Source organism: Methanohalobium sp. (assembly GCF_046546175.1).
Classification (GTDB): Archaea; Halobacteriota; Methanosarcinia; order Methanosarcinales; family Methanosarcinaceae; genus Methanohalobium.
On record NZ_JBKGYF010000001.1, the window covers coordinates 28,844 to 49,987 of the forward strand.

24 protein-coding genes are annotated in these 21,144 nt (G+C 38.8%); 8 read left to right on the forward strand and 16 right to left on the reverse strand.

The features are described from left to right. Positions 1–5: 5 nt before the first annotated feature. Positions 6–1,421, reverse strand: coding sequence for a DHHA1 domain-containing protein (locus tag ACLFMM_RS00150; protein ID WP_410806685.1), 1,416 nt, complete (start codon positions 1,419–1,421; stop codon positions 6–8). Between the two features lie 18 nt (positions 1,422–1,439). Continuing rightward, positions 1,440–1,931, reverse strand: coding sequence for a hypothetical protein (locus tag ACLFMM_RS00155; RefSeq protein WP_410806686.1), 492 nt, complete (start codon positions 1,929–1,931; stop codon positions 1,440–1,442). A gap of 240 nt (positions 1,932–2,171) precedes the next feature. On the opposite strand from ACLFMM_RS00155, the gene ACLFMM_RS00160 reads away from it, so the two are divergent. Continuing rightward, a complete protein-coding gene (locus tag ACLFMM_RS00160) occupies positions 2,172–2,360 on the forward strand; it encodes a hypothetical protein (protein WP_410806687.1) in 189 nt (62 codons plus the stop codon). Beyond that, complete coding sequence (locus ACLFMM_RS00165) at positions 2,347–2,793, forward strand: secondary thiamine-phosphate synthase enzyme YjbQ (protein WP_410806688.1); 447 nt, start codon at positions 2,347–2,349, stop codon at positions 2,791–2,793. The genes ACLFMM_RS00160 and ACLFMM_RS00165 overlap by 14 nt, the downstream gene beginning before the upstream one ends. 47 nt (positions 2,794–2,840) lie before the next feature. On the opposite strand, the gene ACLFMM_RS00170 is transcribed toward ACLFMM_RS00165, so the two are convergent. Next, positions 2,841–3,275 carry a DUF1699 family protein gene (locus ACLFMM_RS00170; RefSeq protein ID WP_410806689.1) on the reverse strand — a complete coding sequence of 145 codons (435 nt, stop codon included), beginning with the start codon at positions 3,273–3,275 and terminating at the stop codon, positions 2,841–2,843. A gap of 202 nt (positions 3,276–3,477) precedes the next feature. On the opposite strand from ACLFMM_RS00170, the gene ACLFMM_RS00175 reads away from it, so the two are divergent. Beyond that, positions 3,478–4,296, forward strand: a complete 819-nt coding sequence (locus tag ACLFMM_RS00175) for a hypothetical protein (protein WP_410806690.1) — start codon at positions 3,478–3,480, stop codon at positions 4,294–4,296. A gap of 34 nt (positions 4,297–4,330) precedes the next feature. Here the strand turns inward: ACLFMM_RS00175 and ACLFMM_RS00180 are convergent, their stop codons facing one another. The 6 genes from ACLFMM_RS00180 to ACLFMM_RS00205 all read right to left on the reverse strand — a co-directional run bounded on the left by ACLFMM_RS00180 (position 4,331) and on the right by ACLFMM_RS00205 (position 10,999). Beyond that, a complete protein-coding gene (locus ACLFMM_RS00180) occupies positions 4,331–5,068 on the reverse strand; it encodes a MinD/ParA family protein (RefSeq protein WP_410806691.1) in 738 nt (245 codons plus the stop codon). Between the two features lie 50 nt (positions 5,069–5,118). Further along, the gene (locus ACLFMM_RS00185) at positions 5,119–5,472 is read right to left on the reverse strand and encodes a helix-turn-helix domain-containing protein (protein WP_410806692.1); all 354 of its coding nucleotides are present in this window, start codon (positions 5,470–5,472) and stop codon (positions 5,119–5,121) included. 164 nt (positions 5,473–5,636) lie between these two features. Then, positions 5,637–7,283, reverse strand: coding sequence for a tRNA uridine(34) 5-carboxymethylaminomethyl modification radical SAM/GNAT enzyme Elp3 (locus ACLFMM_RS00190; RefSeq protein WP_410806693.1), 1,647 nt, complete (start codon positions 7,281–7,283; stop codon positions 5,637–5,639). Positions 7,284–7,344: 61 nt separating this feature from the next. Further along, positions 7,345–8,382 carry an AAA family ATPase gene (locus ACLFMM_RS00195; protein WP_410806694.1) on the reverse strand — a complete coding sequence of 346 codons (1,038 nt, stop codon included), beginning with the start codon at positions 8,380–8,382 and terminating at the stop codon, positions 7,345–7,347. 14 nt (positions 8,383–8,396) lie between these two features. Then, complete coding sequence (locus ACLFMM_RS00200) at positions 8,397–10,100, reverse strand: preprotein translocase subunit SecD (protein WP_410806695.1); 1,704 nt, start codon at positions 10,098–10,100, stop codon at positions 8,397–8,399. After that, positions 10,097–10,999 carry a protein translocase subunit SecF gene (locus tag ACLFMM_RS00205; protein WP_410806696.1) on the reverse strand — a complete coding sequence of 301 codons (903 nt, stop codon included), beginning with the start codon at positions 10,997–10,999 and terminating at the stop codon, positions 10,097–10,099. Before ACLFMM_RS00205 ends, ACLFMM_RS00200 begins: the two co-directional genes overlap by 4 nt. Positions 11,000–11,161: 162 nt before the next feature. On the opposite strand from ACLFMM_RS00205, the gene ACLFMM_RS00210 reads away from it, so the two are divergent. Continuing rightward, positions 11,162–11,629: a deoxycytidylate deaminase gene (locus tag ACLFMM_RS00210; RefSeq protein WP_410806697.1), complete on the forward strand. Its 468-nt coding sequence runs from the start codon at positions 11,162–11,164 to the stop codon at positions 11,627–11,629. On the opposite strand, the gene ACLFMM_RS00215 is transcribed toward ACLFMM_RS00210, so the two are convergent. From ACLFMM_RS00215 to ACLFMM_RS00235, 5 genes are all read right to left on the reverse strand, one after another. Further along, complete coding sequence (locus tag ACLFMM_RS00215) at positions 11,614–12,381, reverse strand: coenzyme F420-0:L-glutamate ligase (RefSeq protein WP_410806698.1); 768 nt, start codon at positions 12,379–12,381, stop codon at positions 11,614–11,616. The two genes, ACLFMM_RS00210 and ACLFMM_RS00215, sit on opposite strands and share 16 nt — an antisense overlap. Positions 12,382–12,568: 187 nt before the next feature. Continuing rightward, the gene (locus tag ACLFMM_RS00220) at positions 12,569–13,030 is read right to left on the reverse strand and encodes an Hsp20/alpha crystallin family protein (RefSeq protein ID WP_410806699.1); all 462 of its coding nucleotides are present in this window, start codon (positions 13,028–13,030) and stop codon (positions 12,569–12,571) included. A gap of 15 nt (positions 13,031–13,045) precedes the next feature. Further along, the gene (locus ACLFMM_RS00225; protein WP_410806700.1) at positions 13,046–13,543 is read right to left on the reverse strand and encodes an Hsp20/alpha crystallin family protein; all 498 of its coding nucleotides are present in this window, start codon (positions 13,541–13,543) and stop codon (positions 13,046–13,048) included. Positions 13,544–13,558: 15 nt separating this feature from the next. Beyond that, positions 13,559–13,966, reverse strand: a complete 408-nt coding sequence (locus ACLFMM_RS00230; protein ID WP_410806701.1) for an Hsp20/alpha crystallin family protein — start codon at positions 13,964–13,966, stop codon at positions 13,559–13,561. A 144-nt stretch (positions 13,967–14,110) separates the two neighbouring features. Beyond that, on the reverse strand, positions 14,111–15,319 hold the full coding sequence (locus ACLFMM_RS00235) for a cofactor-independent phosphoglycerate mutase (protein WP_410806702.1): 1,209 nt from the start codon (positions 15,317–15,319) through the stop codon (positions 14,111–14,113). Between the two features lie 105 nt (positions 15,320–15,424). Here ACLFMM_RS00235 and ACLFMM_RS00240 point away from each other — a divergent pair, with 105 nt between their 5' ends. From ACLFMM_RS00240 to ACLFMM_RS00255, 4 genes are all read left to right on the forward strand, one after another. After that, positions 15,425–16,684, forward strand: coding sequence for a hypothetical protein (locus tag ACLFMM_RS00240; RefSeq protein ID WP_410806703.1), 1,260 nt, complete (start codon positions 15,425–15,427; stop codon positions 16,682–16,684). A gap of 135 nt (positions 16,685–16,819) precedes the next feature. Then, positions 16,820–18,208, forward strand: a complete 1,389-nt coding sequence (locus ACLFMM_RS00245) for an aspartate kinase (RefSeq protein WP_410806704.1) — start codon at positions 16,820–16,822, stop codon at positions 18,206–18,208. Positions 18,209–18,230: 22 nt separating this feature from the next. Beyond that, the gene (gene purM / locus ACLFMM_RS00250) at positions 18,231–19,217 is read left to right on the forward strand and encodes a phosphoribosylformylglycinamidine cyclo-ligase (RefSeq protein WP_410806705.1); all 987 of its coding nucleotides are present in this window, start codon (positions 18,231–18,233) and stop codon (positions 19,215–19,217) included. A gap of 18 nt (positions 19,218–19,235) precedes the next feature. Continuing rightward, positions 19,236–19,529, forward strand: coding sequence for a DUF1894 domain-containing protein (locus ACLFMM_RS00255; RefSeq protein ID WP_410806706.1), 294 nt, complete (start codon positions 19,236–19,238; stop codon positions 19,527–19,529). 2 nt (positions 19,530–19,531) lie between these two features. Here ACLFMM_RS00255 and ACLFMM_RS00260 read toward each other — a convergent pair whose 3' ends face one another. Further along, positions 19,532–20,098, reverse strand: a complete 567-nt coding sequence (locus tag ACLFMM_RS00260) for a hypothetical protein (RefSeq protein ID WP_410806707.1) — start codon at positions 20,096–20,098, stop codon at positions 19,532–19,534. 63 nt (positions 20,099–20,161) lie between these two features. Continuing rightward, entirely contained in the window at positions 20,162–21,100 is a 939-nt protein-coding gene (gene mtrH / locus ACLFMM_RS00265) for a tetrahydromethanopterin S-methyltransferase subunit H (protein WP_410806708.1), read from the reverse strand. Between the last annotated feature and the right edge of the window lie 44 nt (positions 21,101–21,144).

Below are 21,144 nucleotides of genomic sequence, written 5' to 3' on the forward strand. Positions count from 1 at the left end.
TAATATTAGGAATTCTTTTTTGACCTTCCAATCTGTGTACCTATAATTTCATCCAGCTTTTTTATAAATTCATCTTTTACTTCATGTGGTATAGTGGCGCCTGATGCAATATCATGCCCACCACCAGCACCGCCGACTTCATCACAGGTTCTGGATATAGCCTCAGAAAGATTCAATCCCTGTCTTAGAAGGTCCTGTGTTCCGCGTGCTGATACCTTTACACCGTCATCGGTATCTGCAAATCCGATTATTGGGTATGAGCGGTCACCGACAACAGTTGTACTCATGCCTGCAATTATTCCCACTATAGTCTCTTTTATATTCGACCCTGAATCAAAGTATTGAAGGTTATTGAGTTTTGCAACACCATTCTCCTTTACAAACATCAATCCGTTAACAAGATTTTGCCTGTGTTCGCTCAATAATTTGCTCGCTTTTTCGTAGGCTTCACCACGGTCACCGATACAGACCGCAAGACCAATATCTGCATGATCATACCGTGCTGTAGCATTAAGAAGTGTGGAAAATTCTGAAGAATCACGCATTTCTGTACCTTCTTGTTCTTTTAAAAGGACATATACCTCAGACACAAGCCTTTCTATTTTGTAGGACGGAACACCTGAGTGCACACAATGCTGCATAAGTGCTGAAACAATACGCTGTTTTTCGTCCTGGGTGCAATCGACCCACCGTCTCCATCTCTCATCACCTCTGAACCGGATACCGAGATTGTGCAAAAACTCAATACATGCGTCTTCATCACCGGTAAGTCCTGGAAGGAACGGGTCAGATGAGAACTGGAGCAATTTGAATACAGGTCTGGTCTGTTTGCCAAAAAGTGTTAAATCCTTTTTATAATGAAGTACACCGTTTTCAGCTCCTTCTCGAAGTATCAATCGATTTATTCCTGTAAGGTACCCTTTCTTTGAATGCTGGAAATCACCAGTAGCACCTACGATCGCCAGATCTGCCAGGTCATGGTTGTTACCAAGAACTGATGCAAGGATATATGTGGTTCCGGAACCACTTAGCTCGGACGAACCGTTTACACCAAAAAGATGCGGGTTGAGATGGGTTTGTATTATCTGGGTATCACCTTTGGGTTGGTGATGGTCTGAAACCACGGCATTGATTCCTGCTGAAACTATATGCTCAAGCATCCCGCTTCCAAGGTCTGTAAATATCACAAGGTCATAGTTTTCACCGGCAATATCTTCTATGGCATTTTCATCCAGCTGTTTTAAAAAACGGGTGGAGTAGTTAATATCTCTGCGTTGGAGGGCTTTACAGATGATACCTGCCGATGTCAAACCATCTGCATCTATGTGAGATACAATATGTACTGTATCATGTTTCTTTATCTCATCTGCGCATTTTAAAGCACGATTTCGCATTTCCTGCATTACCTGATTGTAATCCATTTTATACTTAACCTCTTTTCAAACTCTGCTTCCAAGTAGCCATTTATTTGGGTCTATTATATATCCACTGCCATCTCTTTCAATTTCAGGAAAACACTGTATTTCAGAGACGCTATACTTTGAATCACCATTATAAAACCGTTCAACAAGTTCAGTCCATGGAATGATATGTGCTTTTCTGGAACTTCCTGACCCCATTCTGAGCTCCACAGCAAGAAATCCTGTCCTTCCTGATTTTTTTAAAAAATCTGTGATGCGGTCTATCTGATGCACATCGTTTTTGTCTGTTGTAAAATGCTGGGTGAAATACAGTGCATTTGCACCTTTATCAACCGATATGCTCTTGCATTCAATACCCAGATAATAGTCAGGGTCGAGTGAATCTACAAGTACATCCAGAAATTGCTGGGCAAATCTATGTTGTTTAAGGCGATGTGCAATTCCTTTAATATCTTTTTGCTCAAAAAATGAGTTGAATGATTGTACAAGTACTCTTTCAAATTCTGTCATGGGTAAACCAGATACCTGTTTTTTCTAGATTAGCTCAAAATATTACATACATTGCTATATCTTTATTTTTGTCTTTATCATTTTTAATTTCTGTCTAATCACGACCTAAATATATCTCGATTATTATAAATGATATGTTTAATGGGATTTGTCCTAGTAAAATGTATTTTTTGTTTAGCTTGCAAAGGTATATTTAAATTTGCGTTAACTTGATGTATTTAATTTCACATCTGATATATGATGAATAAGAAAAGTTTTGAAATTTTATCGGCAATAGGTTCAGTAGGAATACTAATATTCCTGATGATACTGGTAGAGGAGACTGGATTGACACCAGAAGGTTATATTATATCGTTTTTGATATTTATACTGCTTGTTACGTTGTTGGGTATAAAATTGGTAAAAATTGATTATGGTGAACAACAGTGAGGATTGGTCTATTATGGGTGTATTGACAAGACAACTCCAGTATGAAACACAAGCAAATATCGATATGGTAAATATAACGTCGGATGTGGCAGGAACCATTAAAAATTCAGGTATCAAGAACGGCATAATCACAGTTTTTACACCTGGTTCAACAGCAGCCGTAACAACTATAGAATACGAACCAGGTTTGATATATGATTTTTCCCAGACGCTTGAGAAAATAGCACCAAGTGATGTTGAATATCAACATGACAAAAAATGGAATGATGGAAATGGTTTTTCACATATTCGTGCATCTCTTCTGGGTCAAAGTGAAACATTTCCGATAATAGAAGGTGAACTTGCCAATGGTCAGTGGCAGCAGATTGTACTGATAAATCTGGATAACAGACCACGATACAGAGAACTAATACTCCAGATATATGGAGAGTAAAAAAATGTTTAAGTCCAACCATTACGGTTGGACCAAAAACTGATATTTTATTTCGAAACTGTAGCTTTCGGAGTTTCTGGGGACTCCTGCTGTTTCATAAGGAACTGGATAAAATCTTCACTAAGTCTGGTTTCTTTGACCATCCTGTCAACGATATCTTCATCAGATACACCACTTTCCTTCAAATCTTTTATTCTTTTGTATACATTTTTGGATACTTCAGAATATTCGTTGATGTCTTTTCTGTGTCCCCATACATCACCTTCCAGCAATCCAATTCCCTGCATATCCAGAAACATCTTGGCGGAACTGGAAATTGTCCTCTTGTAGGAGCTTGGTATATGTAACGCTTTCAGGTTTGGACATTTCATTACCAATGAAAAGATGTCGGTATTGGATGGTCTGAAAGCTAGATGAACGATTTCTTCATTTTCATCCAGGTTTTCAATTTCTTCTTTTGAACTTACAACTCGAATTTTCATAGTATCCCTTACTAATTTTAGTGGTTTTTTGTTATATTGCGTAAAATAATTTACACAATGTGATTTTTCTGTATATACACTATACTACTTAAAGATTATTATTTCTAACATAAAATAGATATGTAGGTTAGTGGAAGTATGTCTGTAAAAATGAATAATTAATGCCAAGTTATATAAATATAAAGGTTTCAAGAATGATATTGTGTCCATACAATATCATTATCAACTGCTCAAAAAACGGAAGCTCAAGCTGATTTACATTACACTGGCATTTATCCTGACTTATTTTGCAAGCTGGCTTCCTGATTTTCATCTACAGGGTGTGGAAGGATCAATAATAAGTTCAGTTGCAGCTTTTGGACCTTTAAACGGTATGATTCTGGGTCCATATATCGGACCATTGGTATCATTTTTTGGTATTATAACACATGTTATAACCAATACCAGTCGTCTTGGAGATGATGTATTCCTGCTTGTGACACCTGTGTTTGTCATGCTTTCATCACTTATTGCAGGGCTTATAATAACCAGGAGAGAAAAACCAGCACTGTATATTTATTCCACATTAATTGTCCTGTGGTATTTTTTTGATATTGGTCGGGAACTTTTCTATTTACCGTGGTTCCATATAATTGTCCTTGTGACATTTATTATATTCTATAAGAAATATCAGCATAAGTTGATGCATGTAAGTGTATACACATTCATATTGTTGTTTATGGGCTCACTTATTGCAGTACTTTCAGACCATATGGCAGGCAATATCGCAGCGTTGTTGACATTGGATTTATCAGCTCAATTGTTTGAATCAAGTGTTTTTATGTATCCACTGGAGCGCATGATACTTGCATTCGGAGCTGCTTTTATAATGTTTATTATTGTAGCTGTGCTCCAGTATTCAATCATAGAACTTAATATGGGTGACAATAATATCGAAGATATAAAAATGGACAACCTCATGAATTACGCACAACACGATGTCAAACGTATACTTGAAGAAGAACAGGATGATGAACCCTAAAAAAACTATAACAGATTTTAACATTGATATATATTCATTTGAACTTTTCAGATATTTTGTACACTGCCCTTGAAAACCTGTGTTCAGGGTCAGAAAATACAATGAGGTCTTTATCTGTTTTTGAGGTCACATCACACATACAAGGTATCGATTCAATCACAGGTGTATCGAATTTTTTTATGTTTTGCGGATACAGATACCCCTCATGACACATATTCTCGATAATCACACATTTTTTATGGAGTAGATTATATATGCCATCTATGACTTGTTCAGTGCTTTTGATACAGGTATAGTTCTGTTTGAGCACGACTGCAACATAATCAGATGCTGCAACAGCATTAATCGATTCGTAATCAATACCCGGACTTGTATCAAGTATGACCACATCTATTCCGGATTGGATTAGCTTCTTTTTTGCTCTGATAAGTAACCTGAGAGCTTTTGCCTGCCAGTCCCGGTCTTTACTCGAAATATCCCGGATAGAGTCAACATCAGGGTTCGTGAGCCCTACATACAAATATCCCGTTGTCCCAAAATCACTGCTGACGTCATGGACAACATCCTTTATACTGCATTTGTCATGAAGAACATCATTTATCCAGTATTTGGGGTAGATATTGAAAAAATTGGTAAACGAGGGGGCTTTAAAATCATAATCAAGTAGGCATACATTTTGACCCTGTGATGCATAAACACCTGCAAGATTTATAGCAATACTTGTTTTGCCTGTGCCACCTTTGGAAGAATGAACAGCCAGTGTAAAACTCATAAGATACTTTCCCTCAAAAATGGTTTATTATAATCTTATTCCATTTAGTTTTAATTAATGTTTTCATGGAATCTAAAGTATATTCTTTTTCCTTTTCTGAACTTGGTTACATAACCCAGTTTAACAAGCTGGTTCAAATAATTGCTTTCAACTGCTCTTTCTTTTCCAGTAATCTCTGATATTTCATCAGCAGTAGCCTGTTCCAACCTCAGAAGGGTGGTTGCGGTGGTACGTAGATGTTCAGGCAGGGATATAAGTGTCATTACATCCATTGATTTTGACAGGATGGTTTCGTTTTGTTTATCGCCAGCATCACGGTTTGTATCCTGCAACAGTTTATCCATTTTACTATTGATTTCATTCAATTTATCTAATATATCGTTTAGGGTATCATTTTCTGACATTGTAATCATAAGGGTTTTCTGTTCTACAACCGGTATGATGATGGAGATATTATTTAAAAACTTTCAAAAAATATCTTTTAACCTAAAACAAGTAAAGTTTTTCTATTGCTTCTATGGTAGCATATATGTTTGTATTTATGAAACAAGAAAAGTTTGATATGTGATTACTGGAGTATTTTTGACATATATACTCCATCAAGATGATACCCTAATTTGCGGTAATACCCCCGTGCACCGATACCACTGATAATTGCCAGTTTATTATATCCGTTTTCAAGAGATACTTTTTCAGCCTGTCCAAGCAGTTCAGATCCATAACCTCTATGTTGCCAGTATTTCATCTCTGAACATCCAAAAGGCGCCAGTGACCCGTATACATGTAGTTCCCTTACAACAGCAGCATCCTGTAATTCACTTCTATGGGGATTGGCTGGAAATCGAAGTCTTAAGAACCCTATCAGAACATCCTGTTTTACATCTTCAAAAGCCAGGAAATGTTCAACTCCACCGCAGGCATTATAGGATTCAACAGTGAATTTGATATTTTCATCAACTGGTTCGATGCCTTTCAGAATGTTGTGTCCGACTTCCCTGCACCGAATACAACGGCATTTACCACCTTTCTCATGGAGACGTTCTCTTGCAAGTTGACGGATATTGCTTTTTTTCACTCCGGCAAATATCTGCTGGGATGGTATGTCACGCTGGATTCGCTGCAGACGCACCCATTTTGGAAGCAGGGCTTTAATATCTGAAATCAACTCGACTGCTTCATCGTCATTAAGTGCACTATATTCACCTTTCTCCCACATTTTGTAGAGTTGAGTACCCTCTGTAACAAGGGTAGGGTAGATTTTCAGGTAATCTGGCATGAATTTTGAATCCTCAAACAACCGTTTAAATCCTCTAAGGTCACGCTCATAATCCATCCCGGGTAGATGTGGCATCATATGGAACCCTACTTTGAGACCGCTATCTCTGAGCATACGGTTTGCTTCTGCAGTATCCTTAACCGTGTGACCCCTATTAATTTTTGACAGGACAAAATCATATACATTCTGGACCCCGATTTCTACTTTTGTAGCGCCCAGTTCCAGCATCCTGTCAATATGTTTGTTATTTGTCCAGTCCGGTCTGGTCTCAAAGGTTATGCCGATGTTCCTGATTGCAGCGTTTTCATTCTCCTTCTGCACATCTTCAAGGGTGATATAGGGATGAGATTTTCCTATTATGTGAACATGTTTGCGCCAGGAAGTATCATAGAAATCGTTCATTGCCTCTATACATCGTTTTGTATACCATTCCTGATAATCGATTGATCTGGATGTAAATGTACCACCCATGACAATCAATTCGGCTTTATCAACCTCATGACCTATCTCTTTCAGCTGGGATAGGCGTGATGTTACCAGTTTATATGGGTCGTACTCATTGCGTATAGCACGTCTGGTTGCGGGTTCAAGTCCCATATAACTCTGCGGAGAATTAAAATCAGATTTCGGACCACCGGGGCACGGTACACAGATACCATGCGGGCATGGAGCAGGTGAGGTCATTGCAGCGATTACCGCAACACCGGAGATTGTGCGGACAGGTTTTCGACGAAGTATGTCCATAGCCTGTTTTTGTTCTTCCTCGGTTCCTGCCATTATGATATCAGAATTCCTTGGGAGTGAAGAAAACTTATGAGTTGAACTCAATTTTTTCTTGGCTTTGTTCAGTTCTATATTGTCGGTTATTGAACCATCAAGTACCATTTCAAGAAGTTCTCTGCACACCTGACTGAATTCGTCTTTAGTTTCATCTGACATTTTTATTCAAAAAGAGATTGTTTTTATTTTTAGGTTAATTAATCCTGCTAATTAAAACTTTTCAGTACAAGTCAGCAATCAGATATTCCAGCTGTATACGGGGGTTTGCAGCATCACCCATGTAGAAATCAGTATCTGATATCCTTTTTACCATTTTTGCAACCTTTAAATCGGGCTCATTGGAGTCAACCACCACATCGTAGAGATGTTCCAGTATTTCGTACCCGGAAAATCCGTTTTCAATTAACAGGTTGTCGATAATTTTGCGTGCAGTATCTATATCCTTTTTTATGGCTGCATTATAAAGCTCTCTGATATTATTTTCTTCAGGGATATTATCCAAAATGGATTCATATACATCCTGTGAGGTAATTTCTGTGTCTTTGTTTTTCGACTGTATACACGCCATCTGCGTTGTAATCAAGGCTCTGGCAATGTTGCCCCTTGAATAATAACACAGTGCTTCAAGACCCTCATCTGTGAATTGTATCCCTTCATTTTCTGCGATTGGCTGGATATAATTTATAAGCTCGTCCCTGGATACGTAAGTGAAAAACAATCTCAATCCTCTGGACCTCAGGGGTTGTATCAGTTTTGATGGTTGTGCTGTGGATAGTATGAACCTGCAGGTTGAGGTGTATTTTTCCATGATACGCCTAAGTGCTTGCTGGGAGCTGGTATCCAGTGACTGCGCACAATCTATGAAAATAATTTTATAGTCGGAATCAATGGGTCGCATGCTTGCGTATTCATTGATTATATCCTTGAATATAGAAAGCACACTCGTACGTATTTTTTTCGGGTCCTGGGTGCCGATAATACGTGCGAAACGTCTGTCCCTGACAAGGTAGCGTTTACCCTGGTCAAAGAAATCAGATGCATTAAAATAGGTTAAATTGCTCTCGTAATGTTCTCCATAGAGTTCATTTGCAAGTGCAAAAGCAGTGGAAGATTTACCTGAATTTACAGGACCCTGTAAAATAAGATGTGGAAGGTTTCTGGACTGTAAAATCCTTTTCAGTGTACTGATGGAAATTTCATTCCCTGCTATATCATCCATTTTTTTTGGTTTGTATTTCACAGTCCAGATATCTTTCATGTAACCCACACCTTTTATTGTTCGATACCATCAGTTGTGGTGTCTTTGAGTACTTCTTTTATAACTATTCCATAAACCGGTCTTGCGATGAATACACCGATTAACACACCTACGATGGTGGTAAGGGCAAATCCCCTGAGCGCACCGAAGCCCAGAACCATAAGTGGCGACATTGCAATAATTGTAGTTGCAGCTGCTCCAATTATAATACCAAAGGCTTTGGTTATTCTTGACAGATATATCTTTGTCGGTGGTAATTTCCCTTCGTATAACACCTCATCTGTAATGATTACTAGATGGTCGATACCTGTACCAATAACGGCAATAATCCCTGCAATACTTGGGAGGTCAAGCTGCCATCCTATAGCAGCGGAAAATCCCAATATCATTACAACTTCACTGAAGGATATACCTACCATAGGAATCAGTATCCGTTTTTCACGATACCGATTATAGACCGTACCAGCTACACCTATTAATACAAAAACACCTGCTATAACAGCCAGTAATTTAAACTGTTCTCCAAGTGATGCGTCCACATGCCCTGAACCTATAATTTCAACGTTTACAGGTAGTGCACCGGCACGAAGGTGTATCTGGAGTTGTTTGGCTTCATCCTTACCTTCTTCGCCACCACCAATGGACGCTTGCCATGAATATATAAGTGAGTCACGGAGTTTATCGGCTGCTGATGGGCTTAACGGAGCACTGTAGATTTCCTGGTCATCTAGATGCATTTTCAAATGGTGTTGGGAAGGATTGTTGATTGCACCGGTTTCTTTAGCAGCTTTCTGAAGAGACCTTGCACCGGACTCAGAGAGTGTGAACGGTACATTCCACTGCTGATTCTGTAAACTCGGGACATCTACACTTTCTATGTCTTCTCCATAGAGTACATGTCTGGTTCTGTTGCCTTCGGTAACAATATTAATCTCAAATTTACCAGGTTGTTGGGCTATTTCTTTTGCAGTGGAAAGGTCAACACCGGCAAAATCAATCAAAATATAGTTATCACCAGCGCTGCGTACAGGTATGTCCTTTAATCCCAATGCATTCAGTTTTTCGCTGAGGGTTTCTTTGGTAAGTTCTCTTGTATCTTCTGTTACACCCTGACTGTATATTGTCGACCCATCTGGATCTGTGACAATAGACCCGTCAACTTTTTCCATCAATTCTTGGAGTTCCTGCTGTGATACAGAAGTTCGAATTTCGTACTCAGTAGCATCCTGTCTGGATATAGGAACCACTTCAGAACCCAGTGAATCGGAGAGGTAGGCAGTTATCAATTTCTGTTTCGAGGGCTGGATTTGCACAGTAGTTTTTTCCTCATCTCTGGTTATAGTAGGTTCACCGATGTTGAGTATATTTATTTGTGATTGGGTAAGATCTGTATCAGTGGTGAATGTGACAGTTCCGCTTTCACTGTCATCGGAAGGTATATTTACATCTGAAATCCTAATCTCAGCACCTGTTGAAGATTCAACAACCTCTTTTACCATTTCACTAGGGTCGCCATCAACCTGGGCTATAGCTCCCTGCAGTTGCAGCTGTAGCCACGAACCACCTTCAAGGTCAAGCCCGTAATTGAGATTTGACTGAGCGCCTTCACCGGGTACATATATTGGCTGTATAGCAATCAGGGATGCGATAAGTGCTATTATGAATATCTGGACACGCCTGTTCCTTAGCAGCCCACCGTTTTCTTCTTCATTACTCATGCTTTTGACCTCCTGATTTTACCTTTTCCAAGGTACCAGCGCAAGACCCCGGTGTTAAACATCCATGTATTCATCAAATCAGCAACCAATCCAAAGATAAGTACAACAGCAATATCAGATAACATACCCACCTGTGACAGCCATGGTATAATGAGATATGCATAGGTAGATACTAGATAGAGCATTATTACCGCAACAAGTGTGGTAGTAGTCATTAGTACTCCTGTATGCATTGCTCTGGTTATTTTCTCATTAAGATTGCCCTTCCTTTTAAGCAGACGATTATTCAATAATATGTCACTATCGACAGAATACCCTATAATCATCAATAATGCAGCAACTGTTCCAAAGGATAGTTCAATCCCTGTGATGTTCATAAGTGCCATAGCTATTGTAATATCTGATACGGCAGAAGCAATGACTACAAGAGATGGTACCGGTGTCCTGAATATCAGATATACTACAGCAGCCATACCTATAAACGAAATAAGTAGCGCCATCAATGCCTGCCTCTGCAAAGATTCTCCATAAACAGGTCCGATTTGTCGTATTTCAACATTTGAATACTTGGATGACACATCCTCCTCAACAGCAATATGTTGTTCACTATCCATAGGACCAAACTGCATTGTTACCCTGCCACCGGATTTACGCAGATCATGAAGGGGATAATCAGAATACTGATTTTCAAGCTCTTCAACAGAGTCATGTGTGTCCATAGCAATCATTGACCCTCCTTCAAATTCCATTCCGAGTTTAACAGGAGCACCACTGCTTAAAAACATCACTCCGATGATTAAAAGCGATGTCAGGAATACTGCAACAGGAACCATTAAAACCTGGCGGTTATTATGATTTTTTACAAATGAATCCAGATTTTCTATCATACTGAATATCATGGTTTAAAACTCCACATCTGGTAATTTTGAGATAATCTCTTTATTATTTCCAAATCTTTTTGGTTGAAAAAGATACCGTATATTTTTAAGACTTTCTTTTCAATTATTTAACTGGTTAGACACTTATACTTATATATACCACTTTTTATTTTGTGTATAGCGATGACAGATAATGAGGACAGAATCGGTATAGATGAATATTTCCTTGAAATAGCATCGGTGGTTGCAAAACGGGCGACATGTCTGCGTAATAAGGTAGGAGCGGTTATTGTAAGGGACAAACGGATTATATCCACTGGTTATAATGGTGCTCCGAGCAACCTTGAACACTGTCTTGATATCGGTTGCATCAGGGAACAGTACAATATTGAATCCGGCACACATCATGAAAAATGTCGTGCAGTCCATGCTGAACAAAATGCTATAATCCAGGCGGCGCTTCATGGTGTAAGCACCGATAATGCAACTATCTACTGCACTCATCAACCCTGTATACTTTGTGCGAAGATGATAATTAACGCAAACATCAAAAAAGTGGTATATCTTTCGCATTACCCTGATGATGAAGCATTGAAATTCTTTTCTGATGCAGGGATTGAAACCATAAATTTCAGTCAGAGATTTGATTGATTTAAACTGCGCAATCCTTTTTTAATGATATCTTTGTCATCCGGGCGGTACATGTTTTTTACTGACACTTTTTTACCGGTTAATACATCCAATCCTCTGATAATTACCACGGGTGTACCACCATCACCTTCTCCCATGAGCAGGTTGGCAGTGCCGGCAATCTCGTCTGCAATCGCCTCTTCTGTGATATCGAGAGCATGACCATATAGGTCATTTTTACCGCGCCAGTTTTTGATTGCGGGTATATGATACAATCCCACAGCTACACCTGTCTGCCCGGTTTTAAAAGCCCTGCCATTGGTGTCCGTGATAACGACACCGATTTTTTTACTGGTCAGGTTTTGAAGATGTAAACCAATGTATTCTGCACTTACATCTGGATTTTTCGGGAGATCAAGGATAAATCCGTTCTCGATGTTGGAATCATCAAGACCAGCATTTATGCAAACATTTCCGTTATACGTTTCAACAAGCATGATGGGAGAATCCACCAGACAATCCCTGCTTCTTTCAAGAACAGCCTGTACAAAAGCAGGGCTGAATCTATTTTTATTTGCAATTTCTACTGCTTTGTCAGTAGGTGTTATATCCTTAAGCCTGAATATCTGACCTTCTGATTTGGCTACGATTGTGGAAGCGATTACAACAATGTCACCGTCTTCTAATTTTGTGTTGTTACAGATAATCTCTGCAAGGTTGTCCCCTTCTTTAATCAGAGGAATGTTATCCACAATAAAAGCTTCCAGTTTCACTTATATACCTCTCTCTGTAACAATTAAAAATAGCAGTAGGAATATATAATACCATATATATAACATCTGTTGCGGCGATGATGAGAGTTACCCCGACTGAGCAAAAAATGATGAAATTATAATTTCTGATGCCGCTAAATCAAGATATCAAAAAAAGTAGTGGATAAATCGTTTTTTATTATCCACATTATTCAACTTTGATTTTGCGTTCCTTTTCTTCTTCGGCTTTTGGCAGAGTGATATGTAGTACACCGTTTTCCAGTTTTGCACTTGCATCTTCTTCATTCACAGATGCCGGCAGGGGAACGGTTCTGGAAAATACACGATACGTGCGCTCATGTCGGTAATATCCTTCTTCCTCGGTTTTGGACTCTTCACTACATTTGGCGTTGACCTCCAGTGTGTCATCTCTCACTGTGATATCCACGTCATCCTTATTTACACCTGGCATATCTGCAGTAACAATTACGTTATTATCTTCCTCTTTAATATCGACAAGAGGTGAAAACGTCTCGCCTGTAACTCCACTGAATCCACCAAGTGCAAAGCGGTTAAATAAATCACTTAAATAATCCTGGGTTTCCCTGATTTCTTCGAAGGGGTCTCTTCTTCGTATACCGGTTGGTCCTCTTCTTACCATTTCAGCCATTATGTATCACCTCCTTTACTCTACTGTGATTTTTTTCTCCCCTTTTTCACTGGATTTTGGCAGAGTGATATGTAGCACACCGTTTTCCAGTTTTGCACTTGCATCTTCTTCATTCACAGATGCCGGCAGGGGAACGGTTCTGGAAAATGCACGGTATGTGCGCTCATGTCGGTAATATCCTTCTTCTTCAGTTTCGGATTCTTCTTTGTGCTGACCATTAATTTCGACTGTATCATCCCTGATATTGATATCCACATCTTCCTTATTTACTCCTGGTATATCCGCAGTGACAATTACGTTATTGTCTTCTTCTTTAACATCCACAAGCGGAGCATAGGTTTCACTTTCTGCCCATTCTGCAGGCATCATGTCCTCAAAGAGGTCACTCAGGTATCTTTGGGTTTCTCTGATATCTTCAAACGGATCCCATGAGAATAATGATGGTCTTCTTGCGATTTCAGTCGGTTTTCTTCTTCGTATTCCGGTCGGTCCCCTTCTTATCATTTCAGCCATTAGTAAATCACCCCTTTATTGTATGGTTATTTTATGTTCCTTTTCTAATTTAGGTAGCGTAACTTTCAGAACCCCATTCTCAAGTTTTGCATTTGCTCCTTCTTCAGTTACTGATTCTGGCAATATTATGGTTCTTGAGAATCCTTCATATGTCCGTTCCTGTCTGTAATATACATGTTCACCTGTGGATTCTTTTTTAAATGAAGCATTAATCTGCACAGTGTTATCACTGACTGTTATATCAATATCATCTTTATCGACTCCTGGTAAATCAGCAGTGATGACTATGTTGTCATCTTCGTCTCTGATATCTACCAGGGGAGCCATTGTTCTACCAGCAAGCATTTCTCCACCAGGAGCAAACCTGTCCAGTAATCGTGTTACGTCTTCAACTGGATCCCATCTGATTATACCGCGTGCCATACAGTTTACACTCCTTGAATTGTATTTTTTGTATTACGTTCCCCTTACACTCCTTCTGGATTTTACACCCAAACAATAGATTGTCAGTGATACTATATAAAAATTTCGGACAAATAATTATAAAAAAGAGATGATAGATGCCATTTATTGTTGGTTGATTTGGAGTAACATGTTTATGAAGTTGCTGGCATCGACAGTGTTCAAACTTCCGTTTTCCATGGATATTTCATTGAATGAATCAACTTCATCTGGTTGGTTTATTGTTGTAGAATAAATTGCAAATGGCACCGGGTCGGATGTATGAGTTTTTAGTGAAATGGGAGTTGGATGGTCAGGAGTTACCAGAATGGTATAGTCTTCATTTGATTCATTATTCTGTACATATTCAAGAATTTTACCCACAACCAAACTGTCAAAATCTTCAATTGCCTGTGTTTTTGCACTGATACTGCCCATATGTCCTGCTTCATCAGGAGCTTCAACATGTACGATTACAATATCATGGTTTTTAAGCGAATCTATAGCATAGTTGGCTTTACCAGAATAGTTTGTATCCAGATAACCTGTCGCACCTGGTACATCTATCACATCAAGACCGGCATATGTACCTATCCCTTTTATAAGGTCAACAGCTGAAATTATGGATCCTGATAATCCATACAGTTTTTTAAAATGCGGGATTTTTGGTGCATAACCCTGACCCCATAACCATATAGAATTGGCAGGAAGATTTTTATTGTTGACTCTGTTGATGTTAATCCTATGGTTTTTGAGGATATTGTATGATCTGTCGATTAAATCGCAAAGTAATTCAGAATCTTTACCTGATGGCATATAATGATGTTTATCCTTATTCATAATGTCATGTGGCGGTGTACAGTTAGCATTTGCTCCGATGTTATTCTTTGCAACCATGAGATGTTTGTAACTCATCCCAGGATAGAACTGGATATCCTTACTTCCAAGTTGCTGGTTAATCTCTTCAATCACAACTCTTGCTTCATTGGTTGAAATATGCCCTGCGCTGTAGTCTTTTAAGGTATCGTCGTTGACTGTGACCAAATTGCATCTAAATGCTACATCGTTTTTATCAAGGGATATACCCATACTTGCGGCTTCAAGAGGAGCTCTTCCGTTGTAGTATTTTCTTGTGTCATATCCGATAATGGACATATTGGCAACATCACTCCCGGGATGCATTTCGTCAGGAACAGTTTTTGCAAATCCAGTGATTCCGTATTTTGCGATAGAATCCATATTTGGAGTTCTGGCATTTTGCAGGACAGTTTCATTGTTCAATTCTTTAATAGGATAATCTCCCATTCCGTCTCCTATAAGTACTATGTATTTCATCAATTCACCTTGCAGAGCATAATATCTATAAATTAATTTATTAATGTTCTAAATATAAAAAGGACATTTAAATAATTCCAACCAATAATAGATGTTGATTTATCTATGAGATATATATATTTTGCACTTATAATCCTGGTATTTTTTGGTCTGGTTACCACAGGATATGCACAGAAAACAGATGCGATGATACATTATTCTGAAGAATCTTTGGGTATAGGAGATACTTACTCACTGGAGCAGGGCTATTCTTTTAAAGTCCATGACTCCAATGGTGATACAGGCAACAGCTGGATAGAACTGTATTTAAACGGAAATAAAATCGATACCGATGACCAGTTCAGTAAAAAAAATGACCCTTTTGAATATGTAAAAACTGTGACAGAAAACGGGGATGAAGTAGACCATCTTATTCTCCGGATTACGCCTTTAGAGTTAATTGAAAGTCCGAACAAAATCCTGGTGAAGTTCAAAATTGAACAATATATTGACCCTGAAATGGGTACAGATGACTACCTTCTAATTGACAGGTCAAAATCTGTCAATAATATCAAACCACTGGAGCTTGAAAATGGATATACATTATATGCCAGTAAATTGATTCAGGATTCAGCAGTTTTAACATTAGAAAAAGACGGTTCAGTTGTCAAGGAAAAGAAAATAGATAAAGGTGATTTTTTCACCTACAACAGAGCTACCAGTAATGGAAAATCCACCATATTCCTGGCTGAACTGAGCGAGATATTTACAAGCAAAGACTATAACACAGCTTTCCTTGAACATGTCACTTTAAAAAAGGACAATATCTCGGATCCTGATTCAGGGCTCAATTCTAATATAAATTTAAATATCAGGGTGAGGGATTTAAACAACAATGGACTCGATCAGGGTGATAAGGCAATTATTTCTTATACCCTTGAAAACAGTAATTTTTCAAAAGTGCAGGTAATGCTTGATGGAGACCAGATTGATATAAGGCGCGATGTGAATGCAGGTACATATGTCACTTTGACAGGCAATCTTACCGAAGGTGTCCACAATACAACAGTTGTAGCAGTATATAATGACGGATCACAGGTGAAACAAACAACAGATTTTGTAGTTGGTTCTGCATCAGAAGAGTCCTCAATGGGCATGAATCAATCTGATAATACATCAAAATCAGCGAATAACTTGAAAAAGCTTGCAGGGTCTGTAATTGACAGGATAACAAATAACAATACAGTAACTGAATCCAGTACAAATGTGAGTACTGATGTGTCAGGAATATCTGGAAATTCTGGTTTAGTTAGGGCACTGTCGGCTGTTATTACTATGATAGTATTTTCTATTCTGGCGTATTTTATCTTGAGTCTTTTACGTTAACATTGGTGAGCATGAATGGAAAAACTATTATAAACACAGGTTGATTGAGCTATCTATAATAAAGCAATAAGGACCATATAATTAATTTTTATTAAATAACGAATTCGGTGATGGGATTAAATAATGAGAATTGTGATGAAATTTGGTGGAACATCCATTGCAGACGGCAATAATATACGCCACGTGGCAAAACTTTTGAAAAACTATTACAACTCCGGTTATGAAGTTGTTGCAGTAACATCTGCGTTGGGTAGTGTGACCGATGGATTGTTGACAAATGCAATTGAAGTCTCAAAAAAAGGCAAGGTATCCCAGATTAAGGAGTTCATCTCTGATTTAACGCATAAACATTACAGTGCTGTTCATGAAGCTATTGATGATGAAAATATTATCGATGAAACCATTCAGGCTATTGATTGCAGAGTTGATGAACTGGAAAAAGCACTTATTGGTATATGTTATCTGGGAGAACTCACACCACGTTCTATAGATTACATATCTTCCTATGGTGAGCGTCTGGCAGCTCCTATAGTATCAGGAGCAATCAGGTCGCTTGGCATTAAATCGAAAATGTTTACAGGAGGAGATGTAGGAATTGTAACTGATAATGAATACGGAAACGCCAGACCCCTTGAACAGAGTTATCGAAACGTTGGAGATACACTCAAACCAATCCTTTCTGATACCATCCCAGTAGTAACAGGGTTTATTGCAGAGAACAGGGGAGGGGTAATAACAACCCTTGGAAGGGGTGGTTCTGATTTTACTGCTTCTATCATAGGTGCAGCCATTGGTGCGGATGAAATCTGGTTGTGGAAAGAGGTTCATGGAATAATGACCACTGACCCCAAAATTGTATTTGAAGCATGTTCGATACCCCAGATATCCTATGCTGAAGCAATGGAACTTTCATATTTCGGGGCAAGGGTTTTACATCCCAGAACAATCGAGCCTGCTATCAGGAACGGTATACCAGTACGTGTCAAAAACACCTTTGAACCGGATTTCCCTGGTACACTTGTTGTGTCCGAACAAAAACCAACAGAAGATGTAGTCAAGGCTGTCACTCTTATTAAAAATGTGGCACTGGTCAATATATCTGGTGCAGGGATGGTAGGAACCATCGGGACAGCTGCCAGAGTCTTTAATTCACTTGCAAACGCAAATGTCAACATAATAATGATTAGCCAGGCATCTTCTGAATCCAATATGTCTATAGTGGTTGATGAAGACCATCTGGAAGCAGCGGTTGATGCTATCAATTCAGAATTTGATAGAAATGTTATAAAAGATGTGACCTATGATGATGATATATGTGTGGTTGCAGTTGTAGGTGCAGGAATGGCAGGTATCCCGGGTGTTTCAGGTAGGGTTTTCAGTGCACTCGGGAGGGAGAAAATCAATGTAATTGCTATCAGTCAGGGTTCTTCCCAGCACAACATTTCTTTTGTGGTCAGTGAAAAGGAATCATTTGATGCTGTAAGAATTTTGCATAGAGATTTCAAACTGGAATCAAGTAAGTGAGGGAAATGAATTGCGGAAACATATGACATACTCGGAATCAGGTGTTGATATTAAAAAGGAAGAAGCATCTATTAAGTCCATTACCAGTAAAATGAAATATAAACGAAAGGGTTTGGGTGCACCACTGAGTGATATTGGTCATTATTCCGGTCTCATTGATTTTGGAGAATATGCATTAGCATTGACAACTGATGGTGTGGGTACAAAGGTACTGATTGCCAATGAAATGCAAAGATGGAATACAGTTGGTATTGATTGTGTTGCAATGAATGTAAATGACTTGCTTGCTATTGGTGCTGAACCTCTTTCCTTTGTAGATTATCTTGCTGTTGAATCCTATAGTGAAGAGTTCGCTGAACAAATCGGTGAAGGTCTGGCAAAAGGTGTAGAACTGTCCAATATCTCAATAGTTGGAGGGGAAACGGCAACCTTGCCGGATATTGTCAAGGGTTTTGACCTTGCAGGTACATGCCTTGGAATGGTGGATAAAAACTCGATAATCACAGGGGACAATATCCGTCAGGGAGATGCGATTGTAGGAATTCCGAGTAACGGGATACACAGTAATGGGTATACACTGGCGAGAAAGGTCATTGAGAATTCAGGTTATTCCTATTCAGACCCCTGTCCTTACAACACTTCAGTTATAATAGGTGATGAACTCCTGAAACCAACCCGAATTTATCTGGAAGTGCTGGATGTAATTAAAAAACTGGATGTACACGGTCTTGCTCATATCACTGGAAGCGGGCTTTTAAAACTTAACAGGATTACAGAGTTGGGGTTTGATTTTTATGACCCTCTTGATGTAAACGACATTTTTAAATTCCTGCAGGATGAAGGTAATATTGAAGACCCGGAAATGTATAAAACCTTCAATATGGGTATGGGATTTGTTATAATACTTCCTGAGGAGCAGGCTGATGAGGCTGCCGAAATAGTTGGAGGTAAGGTAGTAGGCAGAATTGTTGAGAGCGGAATACGGGTTTCAGATATTGTAATTAAATAAAATGATTGGGTATCAAATATGACATGTATAAGTGACCTTCCCTATGAAATAGTTTTAAGTGGTGTAACGCCTAGAGAGAGTGAAAAATATATTAAAGAAAATTCAGATGAAGTATTCTATGTACCGGGTGGATATAAACTGCTTGGAGTGGTGTTAAGGGGTGGTTCTGAAATACCTGTAGGTGTTAAGGATTCTGATTTGATTTTTCAGTATGTTAAACCGTGTTCAGGATTATTTGTATTGAGAATTAGAGATGAACCTGAAGAAGTAAAACGTCTGCGTTCAGATAAAAATGTGAAAACTAAAAAATAATATCAGATTTGTGTTTTTTTACCAAAACGCTTTATCCATCCAAGGAAGTTGCTGGATGGAAATTCATGGATTGTGGTAGCGATGATTAATCCGTTCTCGTATTCCATGGCAACCATTACAGGTTTTCCTTCATCGTTTTTATATAGTACCTGTCCGTCAGCTTCTGAAAAATATCCATCGCATTCGACCGAATAATCGGGATTTTCTATTATGGATTGTGCTTCATGTTCCCCTACTTTTTGAAGTGGAGCAGATTTATGGTCCTGGATATAGGTTAATTTCAAAGGTAGCCATTGGTATTGATATTCAGATACCATTGGACCGAATACCGTGACAATCCCGCCGTTTTTCAGGAATTTTTCAAACGATTTTTTGTTTTGTTCAATACCTGATGTAATTGTTGTGTAAAGGGGATTGGCAAAACCTGTAGGTATTATTACTGATTTGCATGGTGGCAGGAATGGTGTACCCAGTGATGATGATAAAACTCGTTTACAGTTGAGGTCGTTTTCCTGGAACAGTTTTTCAAACAATGTTTTCGTGTCCCATAAAAGCATAACATCTGTCATAAAATGATGATATGTTCTGGACTTATATATTATTTGTCTGAAAAAAGAAAAAGAAACTGGTGTTTATACCAGTTTGTACAATGGATGTTCATCCATTGCAAGCTCTACACCAAGTTCTTTGGCGTTTTCACCGAGTATTATGTCAACCATTGCGGTTGCAGGGAATACAGTTTTTGCATTTTCGATGGGACCATACAGCTGGAAATTGGATCCAAGTGTTTGTGCAACAAGGTTTGTGCCAATATCGGCAGGCATGTAGGCTTCACGGTGTTCTTTTTTGAACTGTTTCATCCAGTCCCATGCAGATGCCATATTGTGGTATCCACCACCTGCAGGAAGTCCGAAATGACCTTTTATAGTGGTAACGCCTCTCATTGAAGCACCAGCACCAGCACCAAGTGGAGTTGCTGCCACATCAACCAGTGGTTTGGTGATACCGCTTTCTTTTGCAATGTCAAGTAATCCTTTTTCAATACCTCCTCCGCCTTCTTCAAGTATATCGATTTTACCTTTCACGGAGGGGTCGGTTGCATTGAATGCAAGCACGATTGAAGCTTCCATATCACTCTGGCTGACAGCTTCAATTTCGTCTTCATGGATACTTGCGTTAATAGAGTTGTGAATGGCTCGGTCTGCAACTCCAATCTCAGTTACATATCTTGCAGCTTCAGCACGTACACTTCCATCTGATGAATCAATTAAAAATGGTGTGCTGTCATCGATTTCCACAAACCAGTCTATGTACTTCCTGATGGCTTCCTTAGTTTCACCAACAATCTGGTTTACATAGGGGTTGCCGGTGATATCGCCCATTTCTTCCTGGGTTTTCCAGAGATCTTCGGCGGCTTCTCTGTCAAATTCTCCTTTATCTTCATCAGTTACGATTTTATGCCTGTTGTAAAACATTGTACCTACAAGAACAGTAGGATATTCACCGGGTTGTCCTCCAAAATGGACGTCTCCTACCTTGAATACTTGTTGCTTTTTATCAAATCTAAACATTTAAACACCTCTTTATCAGAACATTGATGATACTGAAATGTATA

Coding starts and splice junctions, on each gene's coding strand:
- ACLFMM_RS00150 (WP_410806685.1), bottom strand. CDS start 1,421: ATGGATTACAATCAGGTAATGCAGGAAATGCGAAATCGTGCTTTAAAA.
- ACLFMM_RS00155 (WP_410806686.1), bottom strand. CDS start 1,931: ATGACAGAATTTGAAAGAGTACTTGTACAATCATTCAACTCATTTTTT.
- ACLFMM_RS00160 (WP_410806687.1), top strand. CDS start 2,172: ATGAATAAGAAAAGTTTTGAAATTTTATCGGCAATAGGTTCAGTAGGA.
- ACLFMM_RS00170 (WP_410806689.1), bottom strand. CDS start 3,275: ATGAAAATTCGAGTTGTAAGTTCAAAAGAAGAAATTGAAAACCTGGAT.
- ACLFMM_RS00180 (WP_410806691.1), bottom strand. CDS start 5,068: ATGAGTTTTACACTGGCTGTTCATTCTTCCAAAGGTGGCACAGGCAAA.
- ACLFMM_RS00185 (WP_410806692.1), bottom strand. CDS start 5,472: ATGTCAGAAAATGATACCCTAAACGATATATTAGATAAATTGAATGAA.
- ACLFMM_RS00190 (WP_410806693.1), bottom strand. CDS start 7,283: ATGTCAGATGAAACTAAAGACGAATTCAGTCAGGTGTGCAGAGAACTT.
- ACLFMM_RS00195 (WP_410806694.1), bottom strand. CDS start 8,382: ATGAAAGATATCTGGACTGTGAAATACAAACCAAAAAAAATGGATGAT.
- ACLFMM_RS00200 (WP_410806695.1), bottom strand. CDS start 10,100: ATGAGTAATGAAGAAGAAAACGGTGGGCTGCTAAGGAACAGGCGTGTC.
- ACLFMM_RS00205 (WP_410806696.1), bottom strand. CDS start 10,999: ATGATATTCAGTATGATAGAAAATCTGGATTCATTTGTAAAAAATCAT.
- ACLFMM_RS00210 (WP_410806697.1), top strand. CDS start 11,162: ATGACAGATAATGAGGACAGAATCGGTATAGATGAATATTTCCTTGAA.
- ACLFMM_RS00220 (WP_410806699.1), bottom strand. CDS start 13,030: ATGGCTGAAATGGTAAGAAGAGGACCAACCGGTATACGAAGAAGAGAC.
- ACLFMM_RS00225 (WP_410806700.1), bottom strand. CDS start 13,543: ATGGCTGAAATGATAAGAAGGGGACCGACCGGAATACGAAGAAGAAAA.
- ACLFMM_RS00230 (WP_410806701.1), bottom strand. CDS start 13,966: ATGGCACGCGGTATAATCAGATGGGATCCAGTTGAAGACGTAACACGA.
- ACLFMM_RS00235 (WP_410806702.1), bottom strand. CDS start 15,319: ATGAAATACATAGTACTTATAGGAGACGGAATGGGAGATTATCCTATT.
- ACLFMM_RS00240 (WP_410806703.1), top strand. CDS start 15,425: ATGAGATATATATATTTTGCACTTATAATCCTGGTATTTTTTGGTCTG.
- ACLFMM_RS00245 (WP_410806704.1), top strand. CDS start 16,820: ATGAAATTTGGTGGAACATCCATTGCAGACGGCAATAATATACGCCAC.
- purM (WP_410806705.1), top strand. CDS start 18,231: ATGACATACTCGGAATCAGGTGTTGATATTAAAAAGGAAGAAGCATCT.
- ACLFMM_RS00255 (WP_410806706.1), top strand. CDS start 19,236: ATGACATGTATAAGTGACCTTCCCTATGAAATAGTTTTAAGTGGTGTA.
- ACLFMM_RS00260 (WP_410806707.1), bottom strand. CDS start 20,098: ATGACAGATGTTATGCTTTTATGGGACACGAAAACATTGTTTGAAAAA.
- mtrH (WP_410806708.1), bottom strand. CDS start 21,100: ATGTTTAGATTTGATAAAAAGCAACAAGTATTCAAGGTAGGAGACGTC.